Raw genomic sequence first — 24,880 nt, 5'->3', positions numbered from 1 at the left:
CGGCGAGCGGTATGACTACGATCGCCGGTAGGATCAGTGCATGATACGAGGCCTGGGTGAGCTCGAATCCACGATCATGGATTGGTTGTGGGCGCGGCGCCGACCGGCTTCCGTACGCGACGTGCTGGAGGGTCTGCGTCAGGAGCGGGTGATCGCGTACACCACGGTGATGACCGTGATGGACAACCTGCACACCAAGGGCCTGCTCAAGCGCCGGCCCGTCGGCCGGGCCTACGTCTACGAGACGGTGGCGTCGAAGGAGGCCTATACCGCCGGCCTGATGCGCAGCGCGCTGGCGGGCAGCGGCAACCAGGCCGCCACGCTCGTGCACTTCCTGGAGCAGCTCACGCCAGAGGAGGCCGCGGCGCTGGAGGCGGCGTTGCAGGTGTTCCCGCCCCGCGGAAGGCCGGCATGATCGCCGCCATCGTCCTGGTGCTCTACACGATCGTCGCCGCCATCTGGCTGCCCGAGCTGGGGCGGCGGGCGGCGCGCTGGGCCGAGCGGGCGCCGCGGCTGGCGATCGTGTTGTGGCAGGCGGCCGGCGTGTCGGTGGTCGCCTCGGCGGTGCTGGCCGCGCTGGCCTTCGCCGTGCCCGCGGACGTCGTCGGGCACGGCTTGGCGGAGCTGTTCGCGATCTGCGCCGACATGCTGAGCGACGGTTCCGGCCTGACGTGGACGAGCGCCGTGGGGCTGTCGGCGGCCGCCCTGCTCCTGGCCAGGGCCGCCTACTGTGGCGCGGCGGTGCTGCTCAGAGCCCATGTCGAACGCCGTGAGCACGCGGCCATGCTCGACCTCCTGGGCCGGCATGACAATGACCTGGGCGCGGTGGTGATCGACTACGACGAGCGACTGGCGTACTGCGTGCCCGGCAGGCGCGCCAAGATGGTCATCACCACGGGTGCGCTGCACACCCTGGCGCCCGAGCAGGTCACCGCGGTCCTGGAGCACGAGCGTGCGCATCTCCGCGGCCGCCATCACCTCGTGCTGGCCGCCGCCGAAGCCCTGGCCAGGGCGTTTCCCGGCGTCCCGCTGTTCGAGCGGGCCAGGACGGAGATCACCCGGCTGATCGAGCTACTGGCCGACGACGTCGCCGCCCGCCGCCACCCCCGCGCGCAGATCGCCGCCGCGCTGGTCCGCCTGGCCACCGGCCGAGCGCCCGCCTTCACGCTGGGCGCGGGCGGCGAGACGGCACTCACCCGGGTACGCCGCATGCTCAACCCCGAGGCGCCGCTCCGCCGCCGAGAACGCCTGGCCGGGCTGGCGGCGGTCGCCGTACTGCTGGGCGGGCCCGCGATGGTGGCACTGGTGCCCGGCGTCAGCTCCTTCCTCGCCCATCACTGCCATTCGCTCTTCATTCTTTGATCTACGATCTCCCCTAGTAGACTCCGTGCCGTGCGAGGAATGCGCGTTGCCACTACGGAGGATCATCATGAGCCACAGCAGTCACCACCACGAGAGCCCCGAACAGACCCACACTGAGCACCAGCCGTCCACCCCGCCCGCCGCCACTTGGGGCATGGCCGCGCAGGCGACCCTGCACTGCCTGACGGGCTGCGCGATCGGCGAAGTGCTGGGCATGGTCATCGGCACCGCCGCCGGCCTGTCCAACCTCACCACAGTGGTGCTGTCCGTGGCGCTGGCGTTCGTGTTCGGCTACGCGCTGACCATGCGCGGCGTGCTGCGTGCCGGAGTCGACTTCCGAACGGCGCTGAAGGTCGCGCTGGCCGCCGACACCGTCTCCATCGCGGTGATGGAGGTCCTGGACAACGCGGTGATGCTGATCGTGCCCGGCGCCATGGACGCGGGCCTGGCCAATTGGCTGTTCTGGGTGGCGCTGGCCGGATCATTGCTGGTGGCCTTCCTGCTGACGACGCCGGTGAACAAGTGGCTGATCGGCCGGGGCAAGGGCCATGCGGTGATGCACCAGTACCACCACGGCCACTGAACGCTCGGCCCCTTTCATACCGCTGGATCCTTTCCGCCGTGGAAGAACGTGATCGCGAGGGCGGCACACAGCGCCATCAGGACAGCGGACATGACGAAGGCGAGGCCGTACCCGTCGGTGAGCGCCGTGCTCAGCGGCGTACCCGCCTCGAGCCGATCATCGGTACGGGCGGCGGCCGCGGTCGCCAGGACCGCCAGCCCGAGCGCGCCGCCGAGCTGAGCACTGACGTTGAGCACCGCGGCGGCCACACCGCTCGCGGACGACGGCACGCCGGACAGCGCGGCATCGGTGAGCGGCACGACCATGATCCCGTGTCCGGCGCCCACGACCACCATGGGCACGATCAGGCTCACGAGCAGCCCGGCATCCGGCGAGATCCAGGCCAGCGGCAGCAGGCCAGCGGCGACGACCAGCGCGCCGAACGCCAGGACCGGCCGCGCGCCCAGGCGACGGACCAGCAACGGGCCGAGCCACGAGGCACCGACCATGACGACGGTCAGCGGCACGTACGCCAGACCCGTCACCAGCGCCGAAAAGCCGAGCACCTCCTGCATGAACAAGGTGGCCAGGTAGAACAGGCCGAACAACGCACTGGCCCGTACCACTTGGATCAGGTTGGCCCCTGCCACGGAGCGGATACGGAACAACCCGAAATCGACGAGCGGCCGCCGCGCGACGGCGTTCTCGTGGACGGCGAAGTAGCCCAGCAGCGCCGCCCCGACGAGCAGGAGCCCCCATTCCGCGCGCAGCACCGCGTAGATCAGTAGCCCGACCCCCACGGTGACGGTCACCGCCCCCACGGCATCGAACCCCCGCCCCGGCTGCGGCTCGCGACGCGTGGGCAGAACACGGCCCGCCACCACCACCAGCAGCACGCCGATCGGCACGTTGATGAAGAAGATCCACCGCCAGCCCGGCCCGTCGGCGAGCAGCCCGCCCGCGACCAGCCCCAGCGCGCTGCTCACCGCCGTGGCCGTCCCCCACACCGCCAGGGCGCGGCTGCGCGGCCGCCCCTCGGGGAAGATCAAGGTGATCATGGCCAGGGTCATCGGCGCGACCAGCGCGGCCGCCAGCCCCTGAACGGCCCGGCCCCCGACCAGCACGCCGGCGCTCGGCGCCAGTCCGGCCACCAGCGACGCCCCGGTGAACAGCGTGATGCCGCCCACCAGGACCCGCCGGTGGCCGAGCAGATCGCCCAGCCTCCCGCCGAGCAACAGAAAACCTCCAAAAGGCACCATGTACGCGTTCACCACCCAGGACAGATCAGCCGCCGAGAAGGCCAGCTCATCCTTGATGGCGGGTAACGCCACGTTCACCACCGTGCTGTCGACGGCGTCCAGCACTTGTGCCAAGCACAACGCGACCAAGGCCACCACATGCCCCCGCGTCCACACGAACTCCCGCGTCTCCATATCCCTCCCCAGAATGAACACTCGCTCATACAGTATGAGCGAGCGTTCATTCTGGCAAGGCCGGTAAACTCCGGAGCCATGTCACCGCGCGGCGTCACCATCCCCGAAGTACGGCAGCAGCTCTTCGACGCCGCCGAGCAGGTCCTGCTGCGCGAGGGACCCTCCGGGATGACCAGCCGGGCGATCACCCTGGAGGCCGGGGTCGCCGCCGGACTGCTCCACAACCACTTCGGCGACCTGGACAGCTTCCTGGCCGCGCTCTTCGTCGACCGGGCGCAGGCGGCGAACGTACGCCTCCGAGAACTGGCCGCCCACGCCGGATCGGGGACCGTGGTGGACAATGTGATGGCGACCATCGAGCCGCTGCTCGCCGGCAACCTGCTCGCGCTGGGCGGGCTCGCCTTGGCCAGGCCGTCCATAGTGAGCAAGCTGGGCACGCACGGCGAGGGGGCGCTGGAGCTGGATGCGAACGAGCGCGTGATCGCCGACTACCTGGAGGCCGAGCAACGACTCGGCCGCATCCCCGCCGGCGCCGACACCGCCTCGATCGCGCTCGCCCTGGTCGGGGCGGCGCATCAACTCCTGCTGACGCGCGGCCCGGACGCGCCGGACCTGCGCGAGCGCATACGCCGCGTGGCGGACGCCCTCCTCACCCGCTGACGCCCACGCGTGACGGACGCGCCCCTCCCCGACAAAACCCACGCCTGACGGACGCGCTCCTCCCCCGACGAAGCCCCCGTCCCACTATCGGAGTCTCACGCTCCTCACCCTGCTGCAACCCAGTGGCCCGTCGCGCTATTGGAGCCGAGCGAGGATCTTCTGCATCTGTTCCACTTCGGCCTGCTGCCCGGTCTCGATCGTGTCGGCGAGTTGCTTCGCCTCCTGATTCTTCCCGCGCTCCCGCTCGGTGCGGGCCATGGTGATCGCACCCTTGTGGTGAGCGATCATCATCTGGAGGAATGCCTTGTCGAAGGCCGAGCCCTTGGCGTCTTCCAGCTTCTTCATGTCCGCCGCGGACATCATCCCGGGCATGTCATGCCCCATCCCCTGGTCCATGCCGCCGGACGGCAGCGGCTTGCCCCAGCCGGTGAGCCAGCCCTTCATGGTCTGGATCTCCGGATCCTGAGCCGCCTTGATCTTCGCCGCCAGCTCCTTGACCTCCTTGTCGGAGGCCCGCGTCTCGGCCAACTCGGCCATCTCCACCGCCTGCTGGTGGTGCGGGATCATCATCTGCGCGAACATCACGTCCGCGTCGTTGAATGCGGCTCCCGGCTGTGCGCTCGTCGTCGGCGTCGCGACCGCCAGCACGATGTTGGGAAGGGCGGACGTACTCCGGCCCGCCGTCATGCTGCCGCAGGCAGCGAGCAGTAGCGCTCCCGTCACCAAGGAAACGCCGGCTGGTTTGGTGATCATCACTGCTGAACCCCCCGATCGCAGGACATCAACCTGTGAGGAGGGCTCCTACCCTGCCCAGAAGGGCTCTCACCAGGGCGTTTCACCCCGGCGACAAGCCTGGCCGACTGCCCGGCGACCGGGCAGCCGGCACTCGCCGCTAGAGCCGGTCGAGGATCTTCTTCATCTGTTCGACTTCGGTCTGCTGGGCGTTCTCGATGGTCTTGGCCAGCTCCTTCGCCTCAGGGTTGGAACCCTGGGACTGCTCGGTGCGGGCCATGTCGATCGCGCCGTTGTGGTGGGCGATCATCAGCTCGGCGAACCCCTTGTCGAACGCGGTCCCCTTGGCGTCTTCCAGCTTCTTCATGTCCGCCGCGGACATCATCCCAGGCATGTCATGCCCCATCCCCTGGTCCATGCCGCCGGACGGCAGCGGCTTGCCCCAGCCGGTGAGCCAGCCCTTCATGGTCTGGATCTCCGGATCCTGAGCCGCCTTGATCTTCGCCGCCAGCTCCTTGACCTCCTTGTCGGAGGCCCGCGTCTCGGCCAACTCGGCCATCTCCACCGCCTGCTGGTGGTGCGGGATCATCATCTGCGCGAACATCACGTCCGCGTCGTTGAACGTCGCCGCCGCCTGAGAAGTCGCCTGAGCACTCGCCGACGTGGCGGCCGGAGCGCTGGACATGGTGGACATGTCCTTCCCGTCCATCGAGGCACTGTCCGTACCGCCGCACGCGGTCAGCAGGATCAGCGCGGCACCCGAGGTGGCGACGACGGCGGAGAATTTCCCGATATTCATGAACATGGTGGCCTCTCTGAAGATTGACGTGCATGGCTGACACCTCCCGGACGACCCTGAGGATCGTCCGCAGATGGATCGGCCTATGTACGCATCACTGAGAGCCCGGCCAGGGTAGGGGCCAAGCGGCGTGGCGGCGACCTGGCCACTCCGCCCACCCATGGCCTCCCGGCGGCCATCGCTCCTGGCCACGGCCGCATGCTGGCCCAGATCGCGGCGATCAGCAGCGCGGCGATCAAGGGCAGCACGGCCAGGCACACATCGGTCGGATCCAGCCAGACCGAGCTCCCGGAGCCCAGCAAGGGCCCGCTGAGCATACCGACGAGCTCGGTCCCGCCCTCCGGCATCGCCTTCTCAGAAGTCTCCGTGTGCGCCGGAGCGTACGAGCTGAGGGGCGTGGAGGCCGCACCGTGATGCGCGGCCAGATGCCCGAGCGTGTGCATGCCCCAGATGCCCAGTACAAGCATCACCGGCAACAGCCATCGCAGGCAGGGAAGGGACGACCAGCGGGCCGGTTCGCCCATGCGCCACTCCTCCCCCGCACGCTGCTCAGCACTTGAGACCCGAGCGTGCGCTCACGCGTCGGCTCGCTGCAACTATCACTCATAGTACTGCGCTTCCGGACAGCGGAAGGTCCATGCCTTGTACTCCCGTTCGAGCCGACAGCGCACCGCTCTTCACGCCGCCACCACGGCGATGCGGCTACGGCACCACACTTGACACATACCCCCAGGGGGTATAAATCTGCTGGCGACATACCCCACCCCGGTAGAGAATGTCTGGAGAGTGCACCATGTCCGCACCATCCCCCAGGCGCTGGACCGCCTTGGCCCTGATCGCCATGGCCCAGTTCATCGTCATCATGGACACGTCGATCATCGGCGTGGCCCTTCCCCGCATCCAGGAAAGCCTCGGCTTCTCCCAGGAGAGCCTGTCCTGGGTCTTCAACGCCTACGTCGTCGCCTTCGGCGGGCTGCTCCTGCTCGGCGGCCGACTGTCCGACCTGTTCGGCGCCCGCCGGCTCTTCGCCGCCGGCTGGCTGATCCTGCTCGCCGGCTCCCTGGTCGCCGGCATCGCCCCCGAGGTGTGGGTCGAGCTGACCGGCCGCGCCGTCCAGGGAATCGGCGCGGCATTGATCGCCCCCTCCGCGCTCACCCTGCTCATGATGCTCTTCGGCCGAGACCCCAAGGAGCTCACCAAGGCCCTGGCCCTGTACGGCGCCGCGGCCCCGGCGGGCGGCACCGCGGGAGTGTTCCTCGGCGGCCTCATCACCGAATACCTGAGCTGGCCCTGGGTCTTCTACATCAACATCCCCATCGCGATCGTCGCACTGCTGGCCACCGGCCCGCTGATGCCCGCCGCCCAGGCCCAGCGCGGCTCCATCGACGTGACCGGCGCGCTCACTGTCACCGCCGGTCTCGGCGCCGCGGTCTACGCCATCGTCCGGGCGCCCGAGATCGGCTGGGGTTCCGCGCAGACCTGGCTCGTGCTGGCCGGTGCGGTGGCTCTGCTGGCCGCGTTCGTCGTCATCCAGGCCCGCCGTCGCGAACCGCTCATGCGGCTGTCGATCTTCCGCACCCCGAACCTCGCCGCCGCCAACCTCACCCAACTGCTGCTCGGCGGGGCGTGGATCCCGATGTGGTTCTTCCTCAACCTCTATCTGCAGCAGGTCCTCGGCTACAGCGCCTTCCCCAGCGGCGCCGCCCTGCTCCCGATGACCGTACTCATCATGATCGGCATGATCGTGCTCGCACCGCGGATCATCAACCGGTTCGACCCCAAGGCCACGACCATCACCGGCCTTGCCCTGCTCACCGCCGGCATGGGCTGGCTGTCCCTGATCAGCCCGAACGGCACCTTCGCCGGAGACGTCCTGCCCGCCAGCCTCGTCGCCGCCCTCGGCATGTCCCTGGCCTTCATCCCCTCACTCGGCACCGCCATCTCCTCCGCCCGCCCCGAGGAAGGCGGCCTCGCCTCCGGCATCGTCAACACCAGCTACCAGGTCGGCTCCGCGCTCGGCCTGGCCGCCATGACCGCCGTCGCCGCCGCCAACGGCGCCGGACAACTCGGCAACCTGCCCGCCCTGACCAACGGCTTCTCCTCCGCCTTCATCGGCGCCGCCGGCATCGCCGCCGCGGGCACCCTGCTCGCCGCACTGACACTGCGCACCCGTACGGCCGTACACGCCGAGCCCGCCACCACCCGCCGGTGACCTACCGCGAACAAAGGAGAGTGACACCCAACACCGTGCCCGGCTCCCATGCTCTGGGAGCCGGGCGTCTTCTTGTCCCTGGACAGCACGCTTATCTCTTATGAGATGACATCCGCTAGGCCAGATAGTATGTTCCGCCAGCGAGAGCAATCACTGCGAACAGGCCAACCGGCCCTCCACCCTCTGTACTATTGCGCCCCAGGTTTGGAGTTTTACGAGGAGGCATCGTAGTGGCCGTGCCGACAAGGCTTGGGCAGACAGCTATGGCGGCGGCACTGGCCTCGGCCGTATTGCTCTCCAACCCCGGCGGTGCCGCCGCCGCGCCTCCGTCGCCCGCCAAGGCCAGGGCCAAGCTGGTGAAGCTGAACGAGCAGGCGGACGACCTGGTCGAGCGGCACAACCAGGCCACGGAGGCGTACAAGTCGGCCAAGAAGAAGTACGACGCCCTCAACACCGAAATCGGCCGCAAGGATGATCGAGTCGCCACACTGCGCAGAGACCTCGTCACGGCGGCCGTCGGCGACTACCAGACCGGCCCGTTGACCTGGCAACGATTCGCCTTCCAGAACAGCCCGGAAACGACTCTGAGCAGCATAGCCTCTCTGGACCAGATCGCGCAGGACAGGGCCGCGAAGGTCCTCGCCTTCGAGGCGACCACCAAGGACCTGCGCGACAGCCGCGCCGCGGCAAAACGCGTCCTGGCTGATGCCGACGCGGCGCGCGACAAGGTACGCGGCGAGAAGGAGAAGGTGGAAAAGCTCGTCAAGGAGCAGACCAAGCTGCTGCGCCGACTGGGCGCCTTCAAGACCGGCGACCCCAACAGCACAGGCATCCCGTACACCGGACCGGCCTCCGGCAACGCCCGCCTGGCGCTCCAGTTCGCCTTCGCCCAGATCGGCAAGCCCTACCAGTACGGCGCGGTAGGGCCGGGCTCCTACGACTGCTCCAGCCTCACCCAGGCCGCCTGGCGTAGCGCGGGAGTCGAGATCCCGCGCACCACGTACACCCAATGGAGCTGGGGCGCCAACCGCCACGTCCCCCTCGACGCGTTGCAGCCCGGCGACTTGCTCTTCAGCAAAGGGCTGGGGCACATGGGCATGTACGCGGGCGACGGGAAGATGGTCCACGCACCTCAGACGGGCGACGTCGTCAAGGTGGTCGATCTCGACGACTACTGGCGCAACCGCCTGCTCGGCGCCGTCCGTCCCTGACAGAGCCCAGCTCACGGGCATCGACTCCCACAAGACCCGGCACCTCCGTACGAGAAGGTCGGCAGGTAGACGTGGTGCTCCCACAGATCGCCTCTGATCGTGCTGTCACCGCGTCGCATAGTCGGCCAGGGAGACTTCCAGCAGGCCGAAGACCTGGTGGGCCGAGCGGGTCACGGTGGCGGCGATCTGGCGGTTGCTCTGCCCCTGTCTCGTGAGATCCATGATGTGCTCGAACAGGGTGCGGTGGGCGGCACCGAGCAGGGCAGCCGCCGCGCGGGCCGTGAGGTCGCCGGGGGCGGACGCGGTATCGGTGGCAATGACTTGGGCGAGAGCCTCTTCGCGCTGGTCGTGCAGGTCGCGCAGCCGGGCGGTAAGGGTGGGGCTGTCGCTGATCATGCGGGCGAAGCCCTGACTGGAGAAGCCGATGACGGCGTCGTGCCGCTCCACCCCGGCCAGGAACTCGCGACGCAGGGCGGCCAGCGCGGACTCGCCCGCCGACCGGTCGGCGACGGTGCGGGCCAGACTGGCGGCGAACGTCTCGTGATAGTCGAGGGCGAGGTCTTCCTTGCGGGGGAAGTAGTTGGTGACGGTCATCTTGGCCACCTGGGCGGCGGCCGCGATCTCGGTGATGGTCACCGCCTCGAAGCCGCGCTCGATGAACAGTCTCGTCGCGGCGTTGGAGATCGCCTGCCTCGTCTGCTGCTTCTTGAGCTCGCGAAGTCCCGTGGCCATGACACCACATCCTCTCATAGGCCGATCATAAATCGATGCTTGACACATTTTTATGTCCATCCTAAGTTTATGTCTCACCCAATTGACACGGGAGAGAACCCTTGAACATCCCCGCCGGTTCCGACGAGACCGCAGCGGTCATGGCGCAGATGCGTGCGCCGGCAGCAGGGACGCCGGAGCCGCCCGCGGACGCCGATTTCACGGCGGCGCTTCCCCGCATGGAGGGGGCCGCCGGGCAGTGGGTCAACACCTCTGGGCGTTCGGCGGCGGAGGCCGGTATCACGCTGTACATCCACGGCGGCGGCTTCGCGCACACCGAACCCCGGATGGAACGACTCATGGCCTGTCACCTGTCCAAGGCGACAGCTCGGCCGGTCTTCGCGGTGGACTACCGGCTCGCCCCTGCCCACCCCTACCCGGCGGCGCTCGATGACGTGACAGCCGTCTACAGCAGGCTGCTCGATCAGGGCGTACCGGAGTCCCGGATCGTCCTGTTCGGTGAGTCGGCAGGTGGCACCCTCGCCCTGTCGGCGCTGCTGGCACTCAAGGAGATCGCGGCCCCAATGCCGGCCGGGGTGATCGCGGTGTCCCCCTTGACCGATCTGACCCTGTCCAGCCCGTCGCTGGACATCAACGACGAACGAGACATGATCAATCGGGCGGTACTGAAGGGCGTCACCACCCAATACCTGGCAGGAGCGCGACCGGATCTGGCGCCTCAGTCCCCCCTGTACGGCGATCTTCGTGGTCTGCCGGCCCTTCTGCTGATAGCCGGTTCCGCGGAGGTGCTGCTCGACGATGCCCGGCGCTTCGCGGCAGCGGCCTCGGCAGCGGGAACGGAGGTCACCCTCGATGTCTACGAGGGCATGCCCCATGTCTTCCACCTGGCGATGTTGCCGGGCGTACCCCTCCCCACCACGACCACGTTCCTCCGCCGCCTGGCGGAGTGGACCGAAGAAAGGCAGCGATGAGTCCGCGGATCACCCCAGGAGAGCCCCTCCGCCTGATGAGCGTGCACGCCCACCCTGACGACGAGTCGAGCAAGGGCGCGGCGACACTCGCCAAGTACGCCGCGGAGGGGGTGGACGTCCTGGTGGTCACCTGTACGGGCGGGGAGCGCGGCGACGTGCTGAACCCCGCGATGGACCGGCCCGGCGTACGGGAGAACCTCACCGAGATCCGGCGGGCCGAGATGGCGGCGGCCAGGGAGATCCTGGGCGTCCGGCAGCACTTCCTGGGCTTCATCGATTCGGGCCTGCCCGCGGCCGGCGAGCCGCTGCCGGACGACTGCTTCGCGGTCCAGCCGCTGGAAGAGGCGGCCGGGCGCCTGGTGGCGTTGATCCGCGAATTCCGCCCGCATGTGATCGTGACCTACGACGAGACCGGCGGATACCCACACCCCGACCACATCAAGACGCACCAGGTGACCGTGGCGGCCTTCGACGCCACTCGTCATCCGGGAAACGGCGAACACTGGCAGCCGCTCAAGCTCTACTATCTGGGCACCCTGTCGCGAGCCTGGTTCCAAGCCATGCACGATGCCCTGACAGCGCGCGGGATCGACTCGGGAATGGAGGCCGTGCTGGCAGAGCTCCCGGACGACGCCCCCGCCCTGGAGATCACTACCCGCATTGCCTGCGCGGAGTACTTCGAGGTCCGGGACCGGGCATTGCTCGCCCACGCCACGCAGATCGACCCCACTACCGGGTTCATGCTCCACGATCGTGATGTGGAGCGGGAGGTATGGCCCGTCGAGGACTATTACCTCGCTCGGTCCCACGTCGACGGCACCGTTCCCGAAGACGACCTGTTCGCCGGCCTGCGCCCGGCCGCGAGTGACACCCCGCTCACCATCGCCGCGGCGAACGGCGCGCTGAAGGACCTCGAAGACCAAAGATTCTGGCCCGCGCCGACGAGGACGTGACCCGGCTGTCCCCGCCCACCGAGGAGCACCCGCCCTATGAACCCGCTTGAGCTGCAACGCGCAGGAACCGGACGCGCTCGCCACCGCGCGATTTGGGACCACCTCGTCTGATCGTCGTTCGACGCCCTCGCCTCGGTGTCATCGGACATCGACCCCGAGACGCTGACCTCAGCGATGTCGGATGCAGGGTTCGTAACCCTGGGTAGCTGCGAGTATCCCTTGCCGAACGGTAAACCCTGGCGCGACAGGACTTCCAGACCATCCCATTCCCATAAACAACCGGACCCTTATGCGGCTTGAACTGGTCTCTACGTCGGGGGGTGAATCGCCATTGGCTCGAGGTCGTGTCGCTCGATCTCGCAACAGCCGGCAGCAGGTTTCTGTCAGTCGTTGGAGCAACCGCAGGTTTCGCCACGCCACACCACACACGCGAGAGTTTCATGACGGCTCGCGTCTTCGTTACCCTCGAGGGCTTCGAGGAGGATCCGCACCGCGACCCGCCCGACGTCCTCCATTGGCTGTCGCACCGTCGTCAAGTGTGGGGTGATCAGCCGTCCCGCCAGTATTCCGTCGAAGCCGGTCACCGCCACCTGGGCCGGCACGTCCATGCCCTGTCCCCGAAGCGCGTCGATCGCGACGATGGCCTCCTGATCGGTCGCGCACACGAGAGCCTGCGGAAAGGAAGGCCGATCGAGAAGGCCGCGGACGGCGTCGATCGTCGACTGATCGTCGCCGGGATGGCTTCTCACCGGGGGCGGAGGGGCGATGCGCGCCTGCCGCAGGACTTCGGAGAAGCCCTCATAGCGCGCCACGAACTCCGGGGTGCCCAACTCGCCGAGGTAGGCGAAGTCGCGATAACCGTGATCGATCAGCAAGTGCTCGGTAAGACGGGCCATGGCGGCGCGGTTGTCGACGAAGACGGTGTGCATCCCCTCTCGCCGGATTTCCCCGCCGAGTTCGACGACGGGTATACGGACTGAGATCTGTTCCAAAAGAGCGCCCGATGCGGCACCGGCGAACGCTATGAGGCCGTCCACGCGCCCCGCGACATCGATCACGCTCGGCAAATGTCCAGGATTATGGCCGGAACCGAGCATCAGCGCGTAACCGTGCCGCCGGCACTCCAACTGGACGCCCCGCTGGACCTCGTCCGAATACAACGGGAAAAGCCGTCCGTCAGGAACGCGAGTCGAATCAAGCGGAGCGGAACCCGGGGAATCCGCGGCCGGCTCGAGTAGATAGTCGAACGCATACAGGCCCAGCGCTCCGGTCTTTCCTTTGGCAAGTCCACGGGCATTCGCACTGGGCACATAGCCGATGGAGTCGGCAGCGCGCAGAACCGCTTGCAAAGTGTCCGCCTTCACCCGCTCCGGCTTGGTGAACGCAAAGGAAACCGTTGCGATCGACACTCCGGCAAGTTGCGCGACATCATATACCGTCGGTCGCCTCGTCACGTCCGCCCCAATTCACGTCAGGAACCCATCAAGAGCACTCGTACAGTACCGGTTCGACGGCGCTCCAAGGCGCTCCCTTCGATTGTCGCCCGGTGACCGGAAAGGCTCAGCCTTGGCACGCGACCGCGCGGTGGACACGGTCAGCCGGGACGCTCATCACGATCATGTCCCGCACGAGGAGAGCCGCCCCTGGGAAACGCGGCCGCCGTACGGAAGCCGCGCGCCCGGGATGGCGAGCAGACCGCGTCGATCTTGAGATCCATCCCTTCTACCAGGACTTATCGCCGCATGGATCAAGAACGGCGATCCGCGTCGGGCGTGCGGCGCGCGCATCACCGTGCGAAGAGTTCAGCAGTGAGCATGGTTGCGCCACCCCATGTTATGCGCTTAGATGCCGGAACGGAGTCGATCCGGCACGACCTGTGCTCGCAGTGGAGCACCGTTCGCGCACCCCGCAACCCCCCATGCACGAAGGGGAACGATGATGATCCGACGGAATATGGCGGCGGCCACGGCCGTCACCGCGACGCTTGCACTCATGCTCAGCGGTTGTGGGCGTTCGAACGACCGCCCACAGAACGACGTGCCGGCAAGTCGCCTGACGAATGGCCCGGCCACTGGCACCGTCACTATCTGGGCGCAGGGCACAGAGGGTGAAGCGCTCGCCGATTTCCTCAAGCCCTTCAAAGAGAAGAACCCCGGCATCGAGGTCAAGGTGACCCCGATCCCGTGGGACTCGGCGCAGAACAAATATCAGACGGCGATCGCCGGCGGAACGACTCCAGACGTCGGCATGCTGGGGACCGACTGGATGCCGACATTCGCCTCGGCGCTCCGTCCGACGCCCGCCGAGATCGACACGAGCGACATTTTCCCGGTTTCGCGGCAGACGACGAACATCGGCGGCGCGCAGCTGGGTGTGCCGTGGTACGTCGAAACTCGAGTGATCTACTACCGTACCGACCTGATGAAGAAGGCGGGGTTCGACAGCTTCCCCAAAGACTGGGCGGGATTCAAGGCGCTCGCCACGGCGTACCAGGACAAGGCCGGCGCGAAATACGGCGTCGTGCTTCCGTCCGGCGGATGGAACGGTTTCTTGAACAGTCTGCCGTTCGCCTGGTCGAACGGAGCCGACGTCATGAACTCCGACCAGACGAAGTGGACGTTCGACACCCCGAAGATGGTCGAGTCCCTCGAATACGTCAACAGCTTCTTCAAAGAAGGCATCGCCAACAAGAATCCCGATTCCGAGTCGGCGTCCACGGCCTCGGCCTTCGTTGACGGTACCGTCCCGATGTTCATCAGCGGCCCGTGGGACATCCCGGGGCTGAAGACCGCGGGCGGCGCCGGTTTCGAGGAAAAGTTCGCGGTGGCGCCGATCCCGGCCCCGCCGGGCGGGACGTCCACCTCGTTCGCGGCCGGCGCCAACCTCGCCGTGTTCAAGAACTCCAAGAACCCGGACGCGGCATGGAAGCTGATCCAGTGGCTCACGCAGCCCGAGGTCCAGGTCGCGTGGTTCAAGGCGGTCAACGACCTTCCCTCGCGGCAGACAGCGTGGAAGGACACCGCGCTGACGAGCGACCCGAAGGTGTCGGTGTTCGGTGAGCAGCTCAAGAGCGTCAAGACGGCGCCCGCCCTCACCTCGTGGACGCAGGTGTCGGCGGCCGCCGACACGGAGATCGAGCGGATCGCCCGTGGCGGCAAGAGCCCGCAGGACGCGGTCAAGCAGCTGCAGTCGACCGCCGATTCGCTGGGAACCGGCGAATAGGCATGGCCGTGACCCGAGTCGCCGGCGCCGGAGCGTTGTCGCGCTCCGGCGGCGACGGCACCACCAGGGCGCGTCGTCGCCGGATGACGGTGGTGGCCTACCTCTTCGCTCTGCCGTTCATCCTGAGCTTCGCCGTCTTCATGGTGTTCCCGCTCGTCTCGTCGTTCCTGATGTCCTTCACCGACTTCAGGAACAGCGACATCGAGAGCCCGCTGGCCGTCAAGTTCGTGGCGCTGGACCAGTACCTCCGGCTGTTCGAGAACCAGCAGTTCGTGCGGTCGCTGCTGAACACCGTGTACTTCGTCGCGGTGGGCATCCCGCTCACGATGGTCGCGGCTCTCGCCCTCGCTGTGGCGCTCAACAACGGGATCACGCGATTTCGCACGGCATTTCGCGTCGGTTTCTATGCCCCCGTGATCACGAGCATCGTGGCGGTCGCGGTGGTGTGGCGGTTCATCCTCCAACCGGACGGCCTGCTGAACACCGCGCTCGACGCCGTCGGCATCCAGGGCCCGGACTGGCTCAATGACCCGCTCTGGTCGATGCCTGCCATGATCCTCATGGCCATCTGGCGCAACATGGGCACCCTCATGATCATCTTCCTTGCCGGGCTGCAGAACATCCCCGCGAGCGTGCTGGAAGCGGCCGCCGTCGACGGCGCCACCGCCTGGCAGCGATTCGTCCGGGTGACCCTTCCGATGCTCCGCCCCACGCTGCTCCTCGGCGCCGTGCTCCTCTCGGTCGGCTATCTGCAGTTCTTCGAGGAACCGTTCGTCATGACGAAGGGCGGCCCGCTGGACTCCACGCTCTCGATCAGCTATTTCACCTACAACCAGTTCGGTTTCGGCAACTACGGCACCGCGTCGGCGGCGAGCTACGTGCTCTTCATCGCCATCGCGCTGCTCAGCATCGTGCAGTTCCGAGCCTTCCGCCCCAAGGAAGCGCCATGAGGAAGCCCACCATCCCGGGCCGGGCCCTGGTGTACATCGTGCTCGTCATCGCCGTTGCGGCCACGCTCATCCCGTTCGTCTGGATGTACCTCGGTTCGGCGAAGACCCAGTCGGAACTGCTGAGGCGGCCGCCCACATGGTGGCCCGAGACCTTCACGTCCGAGAACTTCGCCACGTGGTTCGGCCGGCTGAATTTCCAGACGTTCTTTCTCAACAGCGTCATCGTGGCCGTCTTCACGGTCCTCGGAACGCTGTTGTTCTGCTCCATGGTCGGCTACGCGCTCGCGAAACTCGACTTCGCCGGCAAGCGGGCCCTCTTTCTGCTCGTGCTGGTCACGCTCATGGTTCCCGGCGTCGTCACGTTCATCCCGCTGTTCGTCGTGGTGAGCAAACTCGGGATGGTCAGCACCTACCCTGCGCTGATCATTCCGTTCCTCGCAGGGCCGATGGGCGTCTTCCTCATGCGCCAGTTCATCAGTGAGATCCCCGACGCGCTCATCGAAGCCGCCCGCATCGACGGCGCGGGCGAGGTGCGCATCTTCACGCGCATCATCCTGCCGCTCTGCGGGCCGGCATTGGCGACACTCGCCATCCTCACCTTCCTCGGATCGTGGAACAACTTCCTGTGGCCGCTCGTGGTCGCGCAGACCGAGGACATGTACACCCTCCCCGTCGCGCTCTCCCTGTACTCGGTGGGGCAGAACGCGACCAACTACGGAGTCCTGCTGGCCGGCTCCGTGCTGGTCATCACCCCCGTGCTGCTGCTCTTCGTGGCCCTGCAGCGCTACTTCATTCAAGGAATCACGGCGACCGGAATCAAATGACCTTCGAAACACGAAAAGGCAGGCGCCGCGAGGCGGCCGGCGTGCATCCCATCATCGGCGGCTTCTACCCCGACCCGAGCGTCTGCCGCGCCGGCGCCGACTACTACCTGGTCAACTCCTCCTTCGAATACTCCCCAGGCGTCCCGGTCTGGCACAGCACCGACCTCACCCATTGGACCCAGATCGGCAACGCCCTGACCGGCACCGATGGGTTCCAGGCGGGAGAAGCCGGCGCCAGCAAGGGAATCTACGCTCCGACACTCCGCCATCACGCGGGCCGCTTCTGGCTGATCACGACGAACGTCTCCACCAGCGGCGGCCAACTGCTGACGTCGACGACGGACCCGGCCGGCCCGTGGGCTCCGGCCGTGGTGATCGACGGCCTGGCGGGCATCGATCCCGACCTGGCCTGGGATGACGATGGCACCTGCTACGTCACGTACTGCTCGACACGCCCCGGCCTGGAGGGCATCGCCCAAGCCCGAGTCGATCTCGAAAAGGGGGTGGCGCTGGAGGAGCCAAGGCCCGTCTGGCAGGGGACCGGACTGGCCTTCCCCGAGGCTCCACATCTCTACCGCCGCGACGGGTGGTGGTACCTGATGATCGCCGAAGGCGGCACGGAACGCGGCCACGCCATCACCATCGCCCGATCCCGAAACCCCGACGGCCCCTTTGAGCCCGCCCCCGGCAATCCCGTCTTCTCGCATCGCAGCACCACGCATCCGGTGCAGAACACGGGGCACGCGGACCTCGTCGAAGCCCCCGACGGACGGTGGGCGGCCGTGTATCTCGGCGTCCGCCCGCGCGGGATGACCCCGATGTTCCACGTCAACGGCCGCGAGACATTCCTCGCCGGCATCGACTGGATCGACGGGTGGCCGCAGTTCGACGAGGGTCGCTTCGTGTACGAGATCCCCGACCGCTCCTTCCTGGATCGATTCGCCGACCCCTCACTCCATCCTCGCTGGGTCTCCCCCGGCGCTCCTCTCGGCGAATTCGTCTCACCCGCCGAACCCGGCATTGCGTTGATCCCGGCCGCCTCCGCCAGCGGGAACGTCAGCGCCCTCATGACCCGGGTGACCGACGAGCGCTGGCGCTTCGACGTCGCGCTACGGACGGCCGACGGCGCGGCGGGCGTCCTGCTCCGACTCGATGACCGCCACTGGTGCGAGTTGCGGGTGAACGACGGCTCCGCGCACGCGGTCCTGCGCGTCGGTCCGCTCGAATCCCCCATCGGCGAGGTCACGACCGGCCTCGGGCCGACGCCAACGGTGCGGATCGAGTCACTGCCCGCCACCCACGACGGCCCGGATGACATCGTATTGTCGGTGATCCGTGACGGCCACAGCGTGATGCTCGCGCGCTTCGACGGCCGATACCTCTCCACCGAGGTCGCCGGCGGATTCACCGGCCGGGTCGCCGGCGTCCGCGCCATCAGCGGCACGGTGGAAGTCGCCTCTGTGCGGTACGAGGCGGATGACGCCTACCTCGATCCCCGGCCATGACTCCATGACTCAAACCTTTCGCGAGGAGCTCCAGTGAGGTTTCCCCACGAGTTCGTCTTCGGGTCCGCGACAGCCGCGTACCAGATCGAAGGCGCCGCCACCGAGGACGGGCGCGGCCCGTCGATCTGGGACACATTCAGCCACACGCCCGGCCGGACGCTCAACGGCGACACCGGAGACGTCGCCGACGATCACTACCACCGTCTCGAGTCCGACCTCGACCTGATGGCCGAGCTCGGACTCGAGGCCTACCGGTTCTCCATCGCCTGGCCGCGGGTCATTCCCACCGGCGTGGGCCCGACCAACCACAAGGGCGTCGATTTCTATTCGCGCCTGGTCGACGGACTTCTCGAACGCGGCATCCGCCCGGTGGCGACGTTGTATCACTGGGACCTCCCCCAACCCCTGGAGGATGAGGGAGGGTGGACCAGCAGAGCCACCGCCGACACGTTCGCCGAGTATGCGCGGGTCATCAGCGCCGCGCTCGGGGACCGTGTCGACACCTGGACCACGCTCAACGAACCCTGGTGCTCGGCGTACCTCGGCTACGGCAGCGGCGTGCACGCGCCCGGACACACGAGCAGGCTGGAGCCGCTGCTGGCCGTGCACCATCTCAATCGCGCGCATGGCCTGGCCATCCAGGCGATGCGTTCGGAGGTCAAATCCGACGCGAAGTTCTCCGTCACGCTCAACCTGCACGTGTTCCGCCCGGACGGCCCGAGTGGCGAGACCGCGCGCTCAAAAGTGGAGGCGCTGTCGAACGACGCGTTCCTGGGGCCGATGCTGGAGGGTCGTTACACCGACCGTCTCCTGGAAACGACGGCCGGCATCACCGACTGGTCCTTCGTCCAGGATGGGGACCTGGAAACCATTCACCAGCCCATCGACGTCCTGGGCGTCAACTACTACAACACCAACCGGGTGCGGATGTCGGACGGGTCAGACGACCGGGAGCGGTCTGACGGACATGGCCGCTCGACCGCTTCTCCTTGGCCCGGCGCCGAAGACGTCGAGTTCCTCAACCAGCGGGGTCCGCTGACCGAGATGGGCTGGAACATCGATCCAGACGGCCTCCGTGACCTCCTCACCGACCTTCATGAGCGATATCCGAACCAACCCCTCATGATCACCGAGAACGGCGCCGCCTTCCCGGACACCGTCGACAACGGGATGATTCACGACGAGGATCGGATCGACTACGTCCGGCGGCACCTTCAGGCAGTATTCGACGTCATCGAGAAAGGCGTCGATGTGCGCGGCTACTTCTTGTGGTCGCTCATGGACAACTTCGAGTGGGCGTACGGATACTCGAAACGCTTCGGGATCATCCGCGTGGACTACGACACCCAGGCCCGCACGCTGAAGGACAGCGCCCGCTGGTACGCCAACGTCATCCGCTCACGCGAGCTCTCATGACCATGCTCAGCCGCATGGCCCTCCACTCCGGATAGACCGTTGAAGCTGCCGCCGGGCCAATCCCGCCGGACCATGCCGGGCCGAGATCGTGGACACGCTGCACAGTCCTGCTCGTACTCGGCCAGGAGGTCGATCGCGTCGGCGATCCGGACCGGGACATTCCGCCGTGGATCGCCGTGTGGCACTCCGCATGGGAAGGAGGCGACACCAAGACCGCAGGATCACGGGCTTGTCTTCGCCTCGCTCGTTGGCACACCGCTCGATGCCCACAACGTCAGACGAGCGTTCCGGAAGATCGTCAAGGACGCCGGGATGCCCGCCTACTACTGGACGCCCCGCGAGATGCGCCACAGCTTCGTCTCGCTGCTCACCGACTCCGGTGTCCCCTTGGAGGACCTCGCCTGGTCGGGACGACAGGATTTGAACCTGCGACCCCTTGACCCCCAGGCACATCACGAGGGGGCGAGATCACGGCCGATACCCGCCCCCACCTGAGGTTATAGTCCTTGCCGGTCCTTCAGCGTCCAAGGTCGTCCGGCGCGATTGTCACTCAGAATTCGTCGTACCCGGAGACCTGGCCGATGGAGAAGATGTGCCGGTTGGCGGCGCAGATCGTCTCCAAGACGTGGATGGGCGTGTCCTCAGTGGAGTAGCTCGCGCGGAGCACCTGGACGATCCACTCTCCGGGCTCGAGTTCCAGCGTCTCACGCTCGAAGGTGGTCGGCGGCCGAGCGGTCAGGTTCTCCTCCGCGTGACCGAACGAGTAGCCGAGCGCGGTCAACGCGGACTGAAGCGACGGCTTGACGAACTCCGGCTCGGCGATCCTGGTGTCGCCGAACAGGTCAGCGCGGAAGTAGCTCGTCGCGATGCGTACCGGCACGTCGTTCGCCGTCATCATCTTGCGCCGGGCCACGATGTCCGTACCGGGCTCGACACGCAGGCAGGCCGCAACGTGATCACTGGCGGGTTCCAGCCCGACATAGAGCATCCGGCGATCAGCTTTGAGCCCTTGCCGTTCCGCTTCCGCCAGGAACAGGGACTTGGACCCCCTGACGGCGGGCTCGGTCGGCAACGCCCGCTGCACCAGCACCCGAGGGGCCGACGTGGCAGGGCCTTCCGGCGCACGAGCGGTCGGCCCCTTTCTCATCTGCGAGATGCGTCCAGGGGAGACCCCCAGCCGCCCGGCGATCTCCTCCAGGCTCATCCCGGACTCCCGTGCCTCCGCGATGGCCTGCCGCCGCATCTTGGCCGCCTCGGTGACCAACCCCTGCTCCTCGGTCATGAGTCGGCTGAGCATGCGGGCTCGTTCCACGGGATCGTTGACCTGCGCGACTTCTCTCAGCGTCTTCAAGTCCATCCGGGCGTTGCCTCCTCAGCGACCGACATTCGGCGCACTTTATCCCCCCTATTGCGAGGGCATGGCCAGGGCTCTACTCTCAACTTTAGCCCCCCTAAAGCGGGGCCCTTGAATAGACCCCCGCCTGCGGGACGAACGGTGCTGCAACACCACCCGCAGACGGGGGTCCAAAGCATCGAGAGCTTGGGGCGTCAACGATGCAGGACCAGATTATCGCCGGGCCTGGGAACGGCAAGAAAACGCAAGCCATGCTGTCCGCAGATCTCCTGCGCCAGACCCTCCAGACCGAGCACGGCATACAAGCAGACATCCACGTGGGATACGACCTCGCCCTGGTGTCGGTCTGGGTGGGGCTGGTGGTGTGGTGCGACGGTCACCGGTTCTGGTGGCGCACCGGCTGGGATCCCGAACGCAAGCGCCCCGTCTACGCCTGGCACCCGGCCATCGAACCTGGACGAGCCGCCCGCCGCATCGCCTTCCGGTACGCCGATCTACGCGCCGACCACCCGCTCTCCCAGGCGATCGGCGACCTGGGACACGCCGCCAGCGCCACCCTGGAAGAGAACGCGCCATGACGACGGCTGGGAGCACCATCGGCAGCCGAGTCAAGATCGTGGACATGCTCCACAGCCCAGCCAGGACACGAGCGTTCGCATCATGGCTCCTTGGACATCGTGCCACGGTGGTGGGCATCCTACGTAATGGCACGCTGGCACTCGTGGAGCTCGACGGCGAGCCCGGCGGAGCACGACGCTGGCCCATCCACTGGGATGACCTGCTGGTTTACACCGTGGTCCGAGCCGGTGAACATCGAAGAGGGCTACCGGCTCGGGCTATCCGGCCTTGAACGAGGCGCCGTTCAGCATGCCGTACAAGGTGACAGCGGAAGGAGCCTCTGCGGTGAGCCAGCACATCCGCTGCCGATCTGCGGATGGTCGTTGCCATTCTCGCCAAGGGCAGCCCAAGCCTGCCCCGCCTGTGTCCGCTTGGCAGTGGAGGCGTCATAGGGCCGTCTCCACGATTTGAATTTGAGGGGATTGACAGATCGTCGCCGAACTCCGCCAGGATGCGGGTGGCCAGGATGGTGTCAAGCCCGGGTTGGCTGCGGTAGATGGGCGCGTCGGGATGATGGTCCAGAGCCTGTTCCATCTCGGCTTGCAGGCCGGCGATGGCGGTGGTCATGGCCGTGATGGTCTGTAGCAGCGCGGTGACGGCCAAGCCGAAGGGGTGGCGTGTTGCCGATGCGTAGCTTGGCGACCTTGGACCAGTCGATGCCGCAGAAGACCCCCCGTGGATCGCCATGTGGCGGTCCGTACGCGAAGGAGGCGACACCAAGACCAGGCGGCTCACGGAGATCACTAGCGCTGCCCAAGCACTGCGTGGAAGCGCTAAAGGCTCGCCGGGAGCAGCAGCGCAGGGACATGAGGGAGGCAGTCGAGAAGTAGAAGGATCATGGTCTCGTCTTCGCTGGCACATCCCTCGACGCCCACAACGTACGCAGAGCGTTCCGAAGATCGTCAAGGACGCCGGGATGCCCGCGTACTACTGGACGCGCCGTGAGATGCGCCACAGCCTCGTCTCACTGCTCTCCGACTCCGGTGTCCCCTGGACGACATCGCCCGCCTGGTCGGCCACAGCGGCACGGCTGTGACGGAAGCCGTCTACCGCAAGCAGATCCGCCCCGTACTCCTGCAAGGAGCTGCGGCGATGGACGATCTCTTCGCCCGTTGATCACTCAGTTGGTCACTCAACAATGCGAAAGGGTGCCACCCTAAAGAGTGACACCCTGCTCGACCAGTAGAAAACCTGGTCGGGACGACAGGATTTGAACCTGCGACCCCTTGACCCCCAGTCAAGTGCGCTACCAAGCTGCGCTACGTCCCGGTTGTGTCGATCACCCCCTGCGGGGCGAGACGTCATAACCTTAGCGCACATCAGAACCGCACGTGTACTCAGCAGGAGGGGCTCGTGGGGCGCAGGCCGACCGTCGATCGGAGTGAGCTGGCCAGGCTCGTCGCCGAGGGAATGAACGTGCAGGAGTTGGCCGCGCACTTCGGGGTCAGTGAGTCCGGGGTGCTGCAGGCCAAGCGGGCCGCGGGCCTGGCCAAGCCGATGCTCGATCACAGCCGGGCCGTACCGTGGAAGCTGGAGCGGAAGCACGCGCAGTCCGGGCCCGCCACGAACCTGCGGAACCTGTCCGCCGCCGCGCAGGGGAAGCCGCCGGCGGCCGAGCGGTTGAACACCGCCTTGCGGTGGGCGCAGCGGCTTGTCGATGCCGGGCTCGACGTCGGCTACGACAGCGTGAGCGGGTTCAGGGAGGTCCCCGCCGCCCCTGGTGACTCACACGTCGCGACAGTGCTGGAAGCGGCCAGGAAAGCTCTGGAAGGCCGCTGACACCGGCGTTTCGGGCGCTCCTACGGGGGCAGTCGCTGGTCTCGACGTTAGAGACCGGAGGCGAACATTATGTCCACCTTGATCTGGGTGGTCGTCGTCGTGGTCGCGGTGGTGGCCCTCGCCGCAGTCGGCTACGTGGTGTTGCAGCAGCAGCGCCGCAGCCGCCTCCGCGCACGTTTCGGCCCCGAGTACGAACGCCTGATGGCGGAGCACGACAGCAGACGCGACGCGGAGCAGGAGTTGCTCGCCCGTGAGCAGCGCCACTCCGAGCTGGACATCCGGCCCCTGCCGGAGGAGTCACGTGACAGCTACGCCACCCGGTGGAACGAGGTGCAGGAGCGCTTCGTCGACGCCCCGGGGTTCGCGGTATCCGAGGCCGACCAGCTGGTGGCGGCGGTCATGGCGGAGCGAGGCTACCCCACGGATGACTTCGAGCAGCGGGTGTCCGATCTGTCCGTCGGGCACGGTGCCACCCTGGACCACTACCGGGCGGCCCACGAGATCAGCGGGCGCGCCGCCAGGAAGGAGGCCTCTACCGAGGATCTCCGTCAGGCGATGGTGCACTACCGCGCGCTCTTCGAAGAGCTCCTACAAGAGACCACGCGAGGACGGTGACCGATATGACGAGCGACGAGCTGAAAGTGCCGTCGCAACGGGCGGACCAGACCGATGACGATGACGCCCCCAGGGACGACTTCCGCGCGAACGACACCCCCACTACCGACCTCAGCAAGGAAGACGGCGTCCGTGACGAGCGGTCGAGGGCGATCGTCAACGAAGAGAACGAAGAGAACGACGAGGGGAATGGGGCTCGCCATCACGAGCCGTACGCCCCGATGGGCGGCGACATGCTGGCCGAGCCCGAGCCGGGTCTGAGCCCGGACCCGGTGCGCGACGAGCCCGAGTACACCGACGACGTGCCCGGCGAGCCCATGGTGGTGGAGAGCGCGCCGGCCCACGCCGCCCCTCAGTCCGTCGTCCTGTTCGACCAGGACCCGGCCGAAGTGCAGGGTCGCTGGCGCGAGCTGCAGACCTCGTTCGTGGACGACCCCAGTGACGCCGTCCAGCGGGCCGAAGGACTGGTCGAAGAGGTCGTCGAGGCGATCACCAGCGGTCTTACGGCTCGTACGGGCGAGCTGCGCGACCGCTGGAAGGGCGCTGACGACACCGAGCAACTGCGGCTGGCCCTGCGCGACTACCGGGTCGTGCTGGAGCGGCTGCTCACCCTCTCAGGCCACGAAGCAAGCCACGAAGCAGGCCACGCGACCGGTCTCGCAACCGGCCATGAGACGAGCCACGCAACCGATACGGCCTACGGAACGAGGTAACGGGACATGCTGGCGATAGTCGCGGCGATCATTTTCGGCCTGGGCTTCCTGCTCGACCTGCTGAACGTGAGCATCGGGTCAGGGATCTCCGGCACGACGTTCATGCTGCTCGGCCTCACCCTGCTGGCGCTGCACCAGGCGGGCATCGGCACGGCCAGCGTCAAGAGCTACGGCGGCTGGCGAGGCCGTACCCGCCGATAACAAACGCCGACAGCGGACACAGCACGACAGCGCGCGGCGCACTCGATGATCACGAG

The 24,880-nt window shown here is 67.3% G+C and carries 26 protein-coding genes and 1 tRNA gene; 19 read left to right on the top strand and 8 right to left on the bottom strand.

Annotated features, from left to right (window positions below; all coding sequences use genetic code 11):
- The first annotated feature begins 40 nt into the window (after positions 1 to 40).
- From AB0C30_RS20375 to AB0C30_RS20365, 3 genes are all read left to right on the top strand, one after another.
- Complete coding sequence (locus AB0C30_RS20375; RefSeq protein WP_357945898.1) at positions 41 to 415, top strand: BlaI/MecI/CopY family transcriptional regulator; 375 nt, start codon at positions 41 to 43, stop codon at positions 413 to 415.
- On the top strand, positions 412 to 1,362 hold the full coding sequence (locus tag AB0C30_RS20370) for a M56 family metallopeptidase (protein WP_357945895.1): 951 nt from the start codon (positions 412 to 414) through the stop codon (positions 1,360 to 1,362). The genes AB0C30_RS20375 and AB0C30_RS20370 overlap by 4 nt, the downstream gene beginning before the upstream one ends.
- 67 nt (positions 1,363 to 1,429) lie before the next feature.
- Positions 1,430 to 1,945, top strand: coding sequence for a DUF4396 domain-containing protein (locus AB0C30_RS20365; RefSeq protein WP_357945892.1), 516 nt, complete (start codon positions 1,430 to 1,432; stop codon positions 1,943 to 1,945).
- A gap of 14 nt (positions 1,946 to 1,959) precedes the next feature.
- On the opposite strand, the gene AB0C30_RS20360 is transcribed toward AB0C30_RS20365, so the two are convergent.
- Positions 1,960 to 3,357 (bottom strand): MFS transporter, encoded by a 1,398-nt coding sequence (locus tag AB0C30_RS20360; protein WP_357945889.1) that lies wholly within the window; start codon positions 3,355 to 3,357, stop codon positions 1,960 to 1,962.
- Between the two features lie 78 nt (positions 3,358 to 3,435).
- Here AB0C30_RS20360 and AB0C30_RS20355 point away from each other — a divergent pair, with 78 nt between their 5' ends.
- Complete coding sequence (locus AB0C30_RS20355) at positions 3,436 to 4,017, top strand: TetR family transcriptional regulator (RefSeq protein ID WP_357945886.1); 582 nt, start codon at positions 3,436 to 3,438, stop codon at positions 4,015 to 4,017.
- A 135-nt stretch (positions 4,018 to 4,152) separates the two neighbouring features.
- On the opposite strand, the gene AB0C30_RS20350 is transcribed toward AB0C30_RS20355, so the two are convergent.
- The 3 genes from AB0C30_RS20350 to AB0C30_RS20340 form a co-directional block, all read right to left on the bottom strand.
- A complete protein-coding gene (locus AB0C30_RS20350; RefSeq protein ID WP_357945883.1) occupies positions 4,153 to 4,740 on the bottom strand; it encodes a DUF305 domain-containing protein in 588 nt (195 codons plus the stop codon).
- Between the two features lie 169 nt (positions 4,741 to 4,909).
- Positions 4,910 to 5,548 (bottom strand): DUF305 domain-containing protein, encoded by a 639-nt coding sequence (locus AB0C30_RS20345; protein WP_357945880.1) that lies wholly within the window; start codon positions 5,546 to 5,548, stop codon positions 4,910 to 4,912.
- 83 nt (positions 5,549 to 5,631) lie between these two features.
- Positions 5,632 to 6,072, bottom strand: coding sequence for a hypothetical protein (locus tag AB0C30_RS20340; protein ID WP_357945877.1), 441 nt, complete (start codon positions 6,070 to 6,072; stop codon positions 5,632 to 5,634).
- Between the two features lie 269 nt (positions 6,073 to 6,341).
- Here AB0C30_RS20340 and AB0C30_RS20335 point away from each other — a divergent pair, with 269 nt between their 5' ends.
- Both AB0C30_RS20335 and AB0C30_RS20330 read left to right on the top strand, forming a co-directional pair.
- A complete protein-coding gene (locus AB0C30_RS20335) occupies positions 6,342 to 7,760 on the top strand; it encodes an MFS transporter (RefSeq protein ID WP_357945875.1) in 1,419 nt (472 codons plus the stop codon).
- 236 nt (positions 7,761 to 7,996) lie between these two features.
- Entirely contained in the window at positions 7,997 to 8,971 is a 975-nt protein-coding gene (locus tag AB0C30_RS20330; protein WP_357945872.1) for an NlpC/P60 family protein, read from the top strand.
- Positions 8,972 to 9,076: 105 nt separating this feature from the next.
- On the opposite strand, the gene AB0C30_RS20325 is transcribed toward AB0C30_RS20330, so the two are convergent.
- A complete protein-coding gene (locus AB0C30_RS20325) occupies positions 9,077 to 9,703 on the bottom strand; it encodes a TetR family transcriptional regulator (RefSeq protein ID WP_357945869.1) in 627 nt (208 codons plus the stop codon).
- A gap of 101 nt (positions 9,704 to 9,804) precedes the next feature.
- On the opposite strand from AB0C30_RS20325, the gene AB0C30_RS20320 reads away from it, so the two are divergent.
- Together AB0C30_RS20320 and mca are read left to right on the top strand one after the other, a co-directional pair.
- Positions 9,805 to 10,674, top strand: coding sequence for an alpha/beta fold hydrolase (locus AB0C30_RS20320; RefSeq protein ID WP_357945867.1), 870 nt, complete (start codon positions 9,805 to 9,807; stop codon positions 10,672 to 10,674).
- Positions 10,671 to 11,627, top strand: coding sequence for a mycothiol conjugate amidase Mca (gene mca, locus AB0C30_RS20315; protein ID WP_357945865.1), 957 nt, complete (start codon positions 10,671 to 10,673; stop codon positions 11,625 to 11,627). The genes AB0C30_RS20320 and mca overlap by 4 nt, the downstream gene beginning before the upstream one ends.
- A gap of 383 nt (positions 11,628 to 12,010) precedes the next feature.
- Here the strand turns inward: mca and AB0C30_RS20310 are convergent, their stop codons facing one another.
- Complete coding sequence (locus AB0C30_RS20310; protein WP_357945863.1) at positions 12,011 to 13,081, bottom strand: LacI family DNA-binding transcriptional regulator; 1,071 nt, start codon at positions 13,079 to 13,081, stop codon at positions 12,011 to 12,013.
- A 499-nt stretch (positions 13,082 to 13,580) separates the two neighbouring features.
- Here AB0C30_RS20310 and AB0C30_RS20305 point away from each other — a divergent pair, with 499 nt between their 5' ends.
- From AB0C30_RS20305 to AB0C30_RS20280, 6 genes are all read left to right on the top strand, one after another.
- A complete protein-coding gene (locus AB0C30_RS20305) occupies positions 13,581 to 14,849 on the top strand; it encodes a sugar ABC transporter substrate-binding protein (protein ID WP_357945860.1) in 1,269 nt (422 codons plus the stop codon).
- Positions 14,850 to 14,857: 8 nt separating this feature from the next.
- The gene (locus tag AB0C30_RS20300; RefSeq protein WP_357945858.1) at positions 14,858 to 15,799 is read left to right on the top strand and encodes a sugar ABC transporter permease; all 942 of its coding nucleotides are present in this window, start codon (positions 14,858 to 14,860) and stop codon (positions 15,797 to 15,799) included.
- Positions 15,796 to 16,623 carry a carbohydrate ABC transporter permease gene (locus AB0C30_RS20295; RefSeq protein ID WP_357945856.1) on the top strand — a complete coding sequence of 276 codons (828 nt, stop codon included), beginning with the start codon at positions 15,796 to 15,798 and terminating at the stop codon, positions 16,621 to 16,623. The genes AB0C30_RS20300 and AB0C30_RS20295 overlap by 4 nt, the downstream gene beginning before the upstream one ends.
- A 41-nt stretch (positions 16,624 to 16,664) precedes the next feature.
- Positions 16,665 to 18,128 carry a family 43 glycosylhydrolase gene (locus AB0C30_RS20290; protein WP_357945853.1) on the top strand — a complete coding sequence of 488 codons (1,464 nt, stop codon included), beginning with the start codon at positions 16,665 to 16,667 and terminating at the stop codon, positions 18,126 to 18,128.
- A gap of 33 nt (positions 18,129 to 18,161) precedes the next feature.
- Positions 18,162 to 19,544: a GH1 family beta-glucosidase gene (locus tag AB0C30_RS20285; protein ID WP_357945851.1), complete on the top strand. Its 1,383-nt coding sequence runs from the start codon at positions 18,162 to 18,164 to the stop codon at positions 19,542 to 19,544.
- Between the two features lie 72 nt (positions 19,545 to 19,616).
- The gene (locus AB0C30_RS20280; RefSeq protein ID WP_357945849.1) at positions 19,617 to 20,039 is read left to right on the top strand and encodes a tyrosine-type recombinase/integrase; all 423 of its coding nucleotides are present in this window, start codon (positions 19,617 to 19,619) and stop codon (positions 20,037 to 20,039) included.
- Positions 20,040 to 20,094: 55 nt separating this feature from the next.
- Here the strand turns inward: AB0C30_RS20280 and AB0C30_RS20275 are convergent, their stop codons facing one another.
- On the bottom strand, positions 20,095 to 20,901 hold the full coding sequence (locus AB0C30_RS20275) for a UTRA domain-containing protein (protein WP_357945846.1): 807 nt from the start codon (positions 20,899 to 20,901) through the stop codon (positions 20,095 to 20,097).
- A 248-nt stretch (positions 20,902 to 21,149) separates the two neighbouring features.
- Here AB0C30_RS20275 and AB0C30_RS20270 point away from each other — a divergent pair, with 248 nt between their 5' ends.
- A complete protein-coding gene (locus tag AB0C30_RS20270; protein WP_357945844.1) occupies positions 21,150 to 21,476 on the top strand; it encodes a hypothetical protein in 327 nt (108 codons plus the stop codon).
- A gap of 1,232 nt (positions 21,477 to 22,708) precedes the next feature.
- Here the strand turns inward: AB0C30_RS20270 and AB0C30_RS20265 are convergent.
- Positions 22,709 to 22,785, bottom strand: a tRNA-Pro gene (locus tag AB0C30_RS20265).
- An 84-nt stretch (positions 22,786 to 22,869) separates the two neighbouring features.
- Between AB0C30_RS20265 and AB0C30_RS20260 the strand changes: the two genes are divergently transcribed.
- The 4 genes from AB0C30_RS20260 (at position 22,870) to AB0C30_RS20245 (ending at position 24,824) form a co-directional block, all read left to right on the top strand.
- Positions 22,870 to 23,295 (top strand): hypothetical protein, encoded by a 426-nt coding sequence (locus tag AB0C30_RS20260; protein WP_357945841.1) that lies wholly within the window; start codon positions 22,870 to 22,872, stop codon positions 23,293 to 23,295.
- Between the two features lie 69 nt (positions 23,296 to 23,364).
- Positions 23,365 to 23,910 carry a hypothetical protein gene (locus tag AB0C30_RS20255; protein WP_357945838.1) on the top strand — a complete coding sequence of 182 codons (546 nt, stop codon included), beginning with the start codon at positions 23,365 to 23,367 and terminating at the stop codon, positions 23,908 to 23,910.
- A 5-nt stretch (positions 23,911 to 23,915) separates the two neighbouring features.
- On the top strand, positions 23,916 to 24,623 hold the full coding sequence (locus AB0C30_RS20250) for a hypothetical protein (RefSeq protein WP_357945836.1): 708 nt from the start codon (positions 23,916 to 23,918) through the stop codon (positions 24,621 to 24,623).
- A gap of 6 nt (positions 24,624 to 24,629) precedes the next feature.
- Positions 24,630 to 24,824: a hypothetical protein gene (locus tag AB0C30_RS20245; RefSeq protein ID WP_219538302.1), complete on the top strand. Its 195-nt coding sequence runs from the start codon at positions 24,630 to 24,632 to the stop codon at positions 24,822 to 24,824.
- The last annotated feature ends 56 nt before the right edge of the window (positions 24,825 to 24,880 follow it).

The organism is Nonomuraea sp. NPDC048901 (assembly GCF_040649695.1).
In the GTDB taxonomy this organism is placed as follows: domain Bacteria; phylum Actinomycetota; class Actinomycetes; order Streptosporangiales; family Streptosporangiaceae; genus Nonomuraea.
Note: the sequence above shows the minus strand (reverse complement) of the source record. Positions and strands in the feature narration are given on the sequence as shown.

Excerpts from the sequence above, each read along its gene's own strand:
- AB0C30_RS20375 (WP_357945898.1), top strand. The coding sequence starts at position 41 with ATGATACGAGGCCTGGGTGAGCTCGAATCCACGATCATGGATTGGTTG.
- AB0C30_RS20370 (WP_357945895.1), top strand. The coding sequence starts at position 412 with ATGATCGCCGCCATCGTCCTGGTGCTCTACACGATCGTCGCCGCCATC.
- AB0C30_RS20365 (WP_357945892.1), top strand. The coding sequence starts at position 1,430 with ATGAGCCACAGCAGTCACCACCACGAGAGCCCCGAACAGACCCACACT.
- AB0C30_RS20360 (WP_357945889.1), bottom strand. The coding sequence starts at position 3,357 with ATGGAGACGCGGGAGTTCGTGTGGACGCGGGGGCATGTGGTGGCCTTG.
- AB0C30_RS20355 (WP_357945886.1), top strand. The coding sequence starts at position 3,436 with ATGTCACCGCGCGGCGTCACCATCCCCGAAGTACGGCAGCAGCTCTTC.
- AB0C30_RS20345 (WP_357945880.1), bottom strand. The coding sequence starts at position 5,548 with ATGAATATCGGGAAATTCTCCGCCGTCGTCGCCACCTCGGGTGCCGCG.
- AB0C30_RS20340 (WP_357945877.1), bottom strand. The coding sequence starts at position 6,072 with ATGGGCGAACCGGCCCGCTGGTCGTCCCTTCCCTGCCTGCGATGGCTG.
- AB0C30_RS20335 (WP_357945875.1), top strand. The coding sequence starts at position 6,342 with ATGTCCGCACCATCCCCCAGGCGCTGGACCGCCTTGGCCCTGATCGCC.
- AB0C30_RS20325 (WP_357945869.1), bottom strand. The coding sequence starts at position 9,703 with ATGGCCACGGGACTTCGCGAGCTCAAGAAGCAGCAGACGAGGCAGGCG.
- mca (WP_357945865.1), top strand. The coding sequence starts at position 10,671 with ATGAGTCCGCGGATCACCCCAGGAGAGCCCCTCCGCCTGATGAGCGTG.
- AB0C30_RS20305 (WP_357945860.1), top strand. The coding sequence starts at position 13,581 with ATGGCGGCGGCCACGGCCGTCACCGCGACGCTTGCACTCATGCTCAGC.
- AB0C30_RS20295 (WP_357945856.1), top strand. The coding sequence starts at position 15,796 with ATGAGGAAGCCCACCATCCCGGGCCGGGCCCTGGTGTACATCGTGCTC.
- AB0C30_RS20280 (WP_357945849.1), top strand. The coding sequence starts at position 19,617 with ATGCCGGGCCGAGATCGTGGACACGCTGCACAGTCCTGCTCGTACTCG.
- AB0C30_RS20275 (WP_357945846.1), bottom strand. The coding sequence starts at position 20,901 with ATGGACTTGAAGACGCTGAGAGAAGTCGCGCAGGTCAACGATCCCGTG.
- AB0C30_RS20270 (WP_357945844.1), top strand. The coding sequence starts at position 21,150 with ATGCTGTCCGCAGATCTCCTGCGCCAGACCCTCCAGACCGAGCACGGC.
- AB0C30_RS20255 (WP_357945838.1), top strand. The coding sequence starts at position 23,365 with ATGTCCACCTTGATCTGGGTGGTCGTCGTCGTGGTCGCGGTGGTGGCC.
- AB0C30_RS20250 (WP_357945836.1), top strand. The coding sequence starts at position 23,916 with ATGACGAGCGACGAGCTGAAAGTGCCGTCGCAACGGGCGGACCAGACC.
- AB0C30_RS20245 (WP_219538302.1), top strand. The coding sequence starts at position 24,630 with ATGCTGGCGATAGTCGCGGCGATCATTTTCGGCCTGGGCTTCCTGCTC.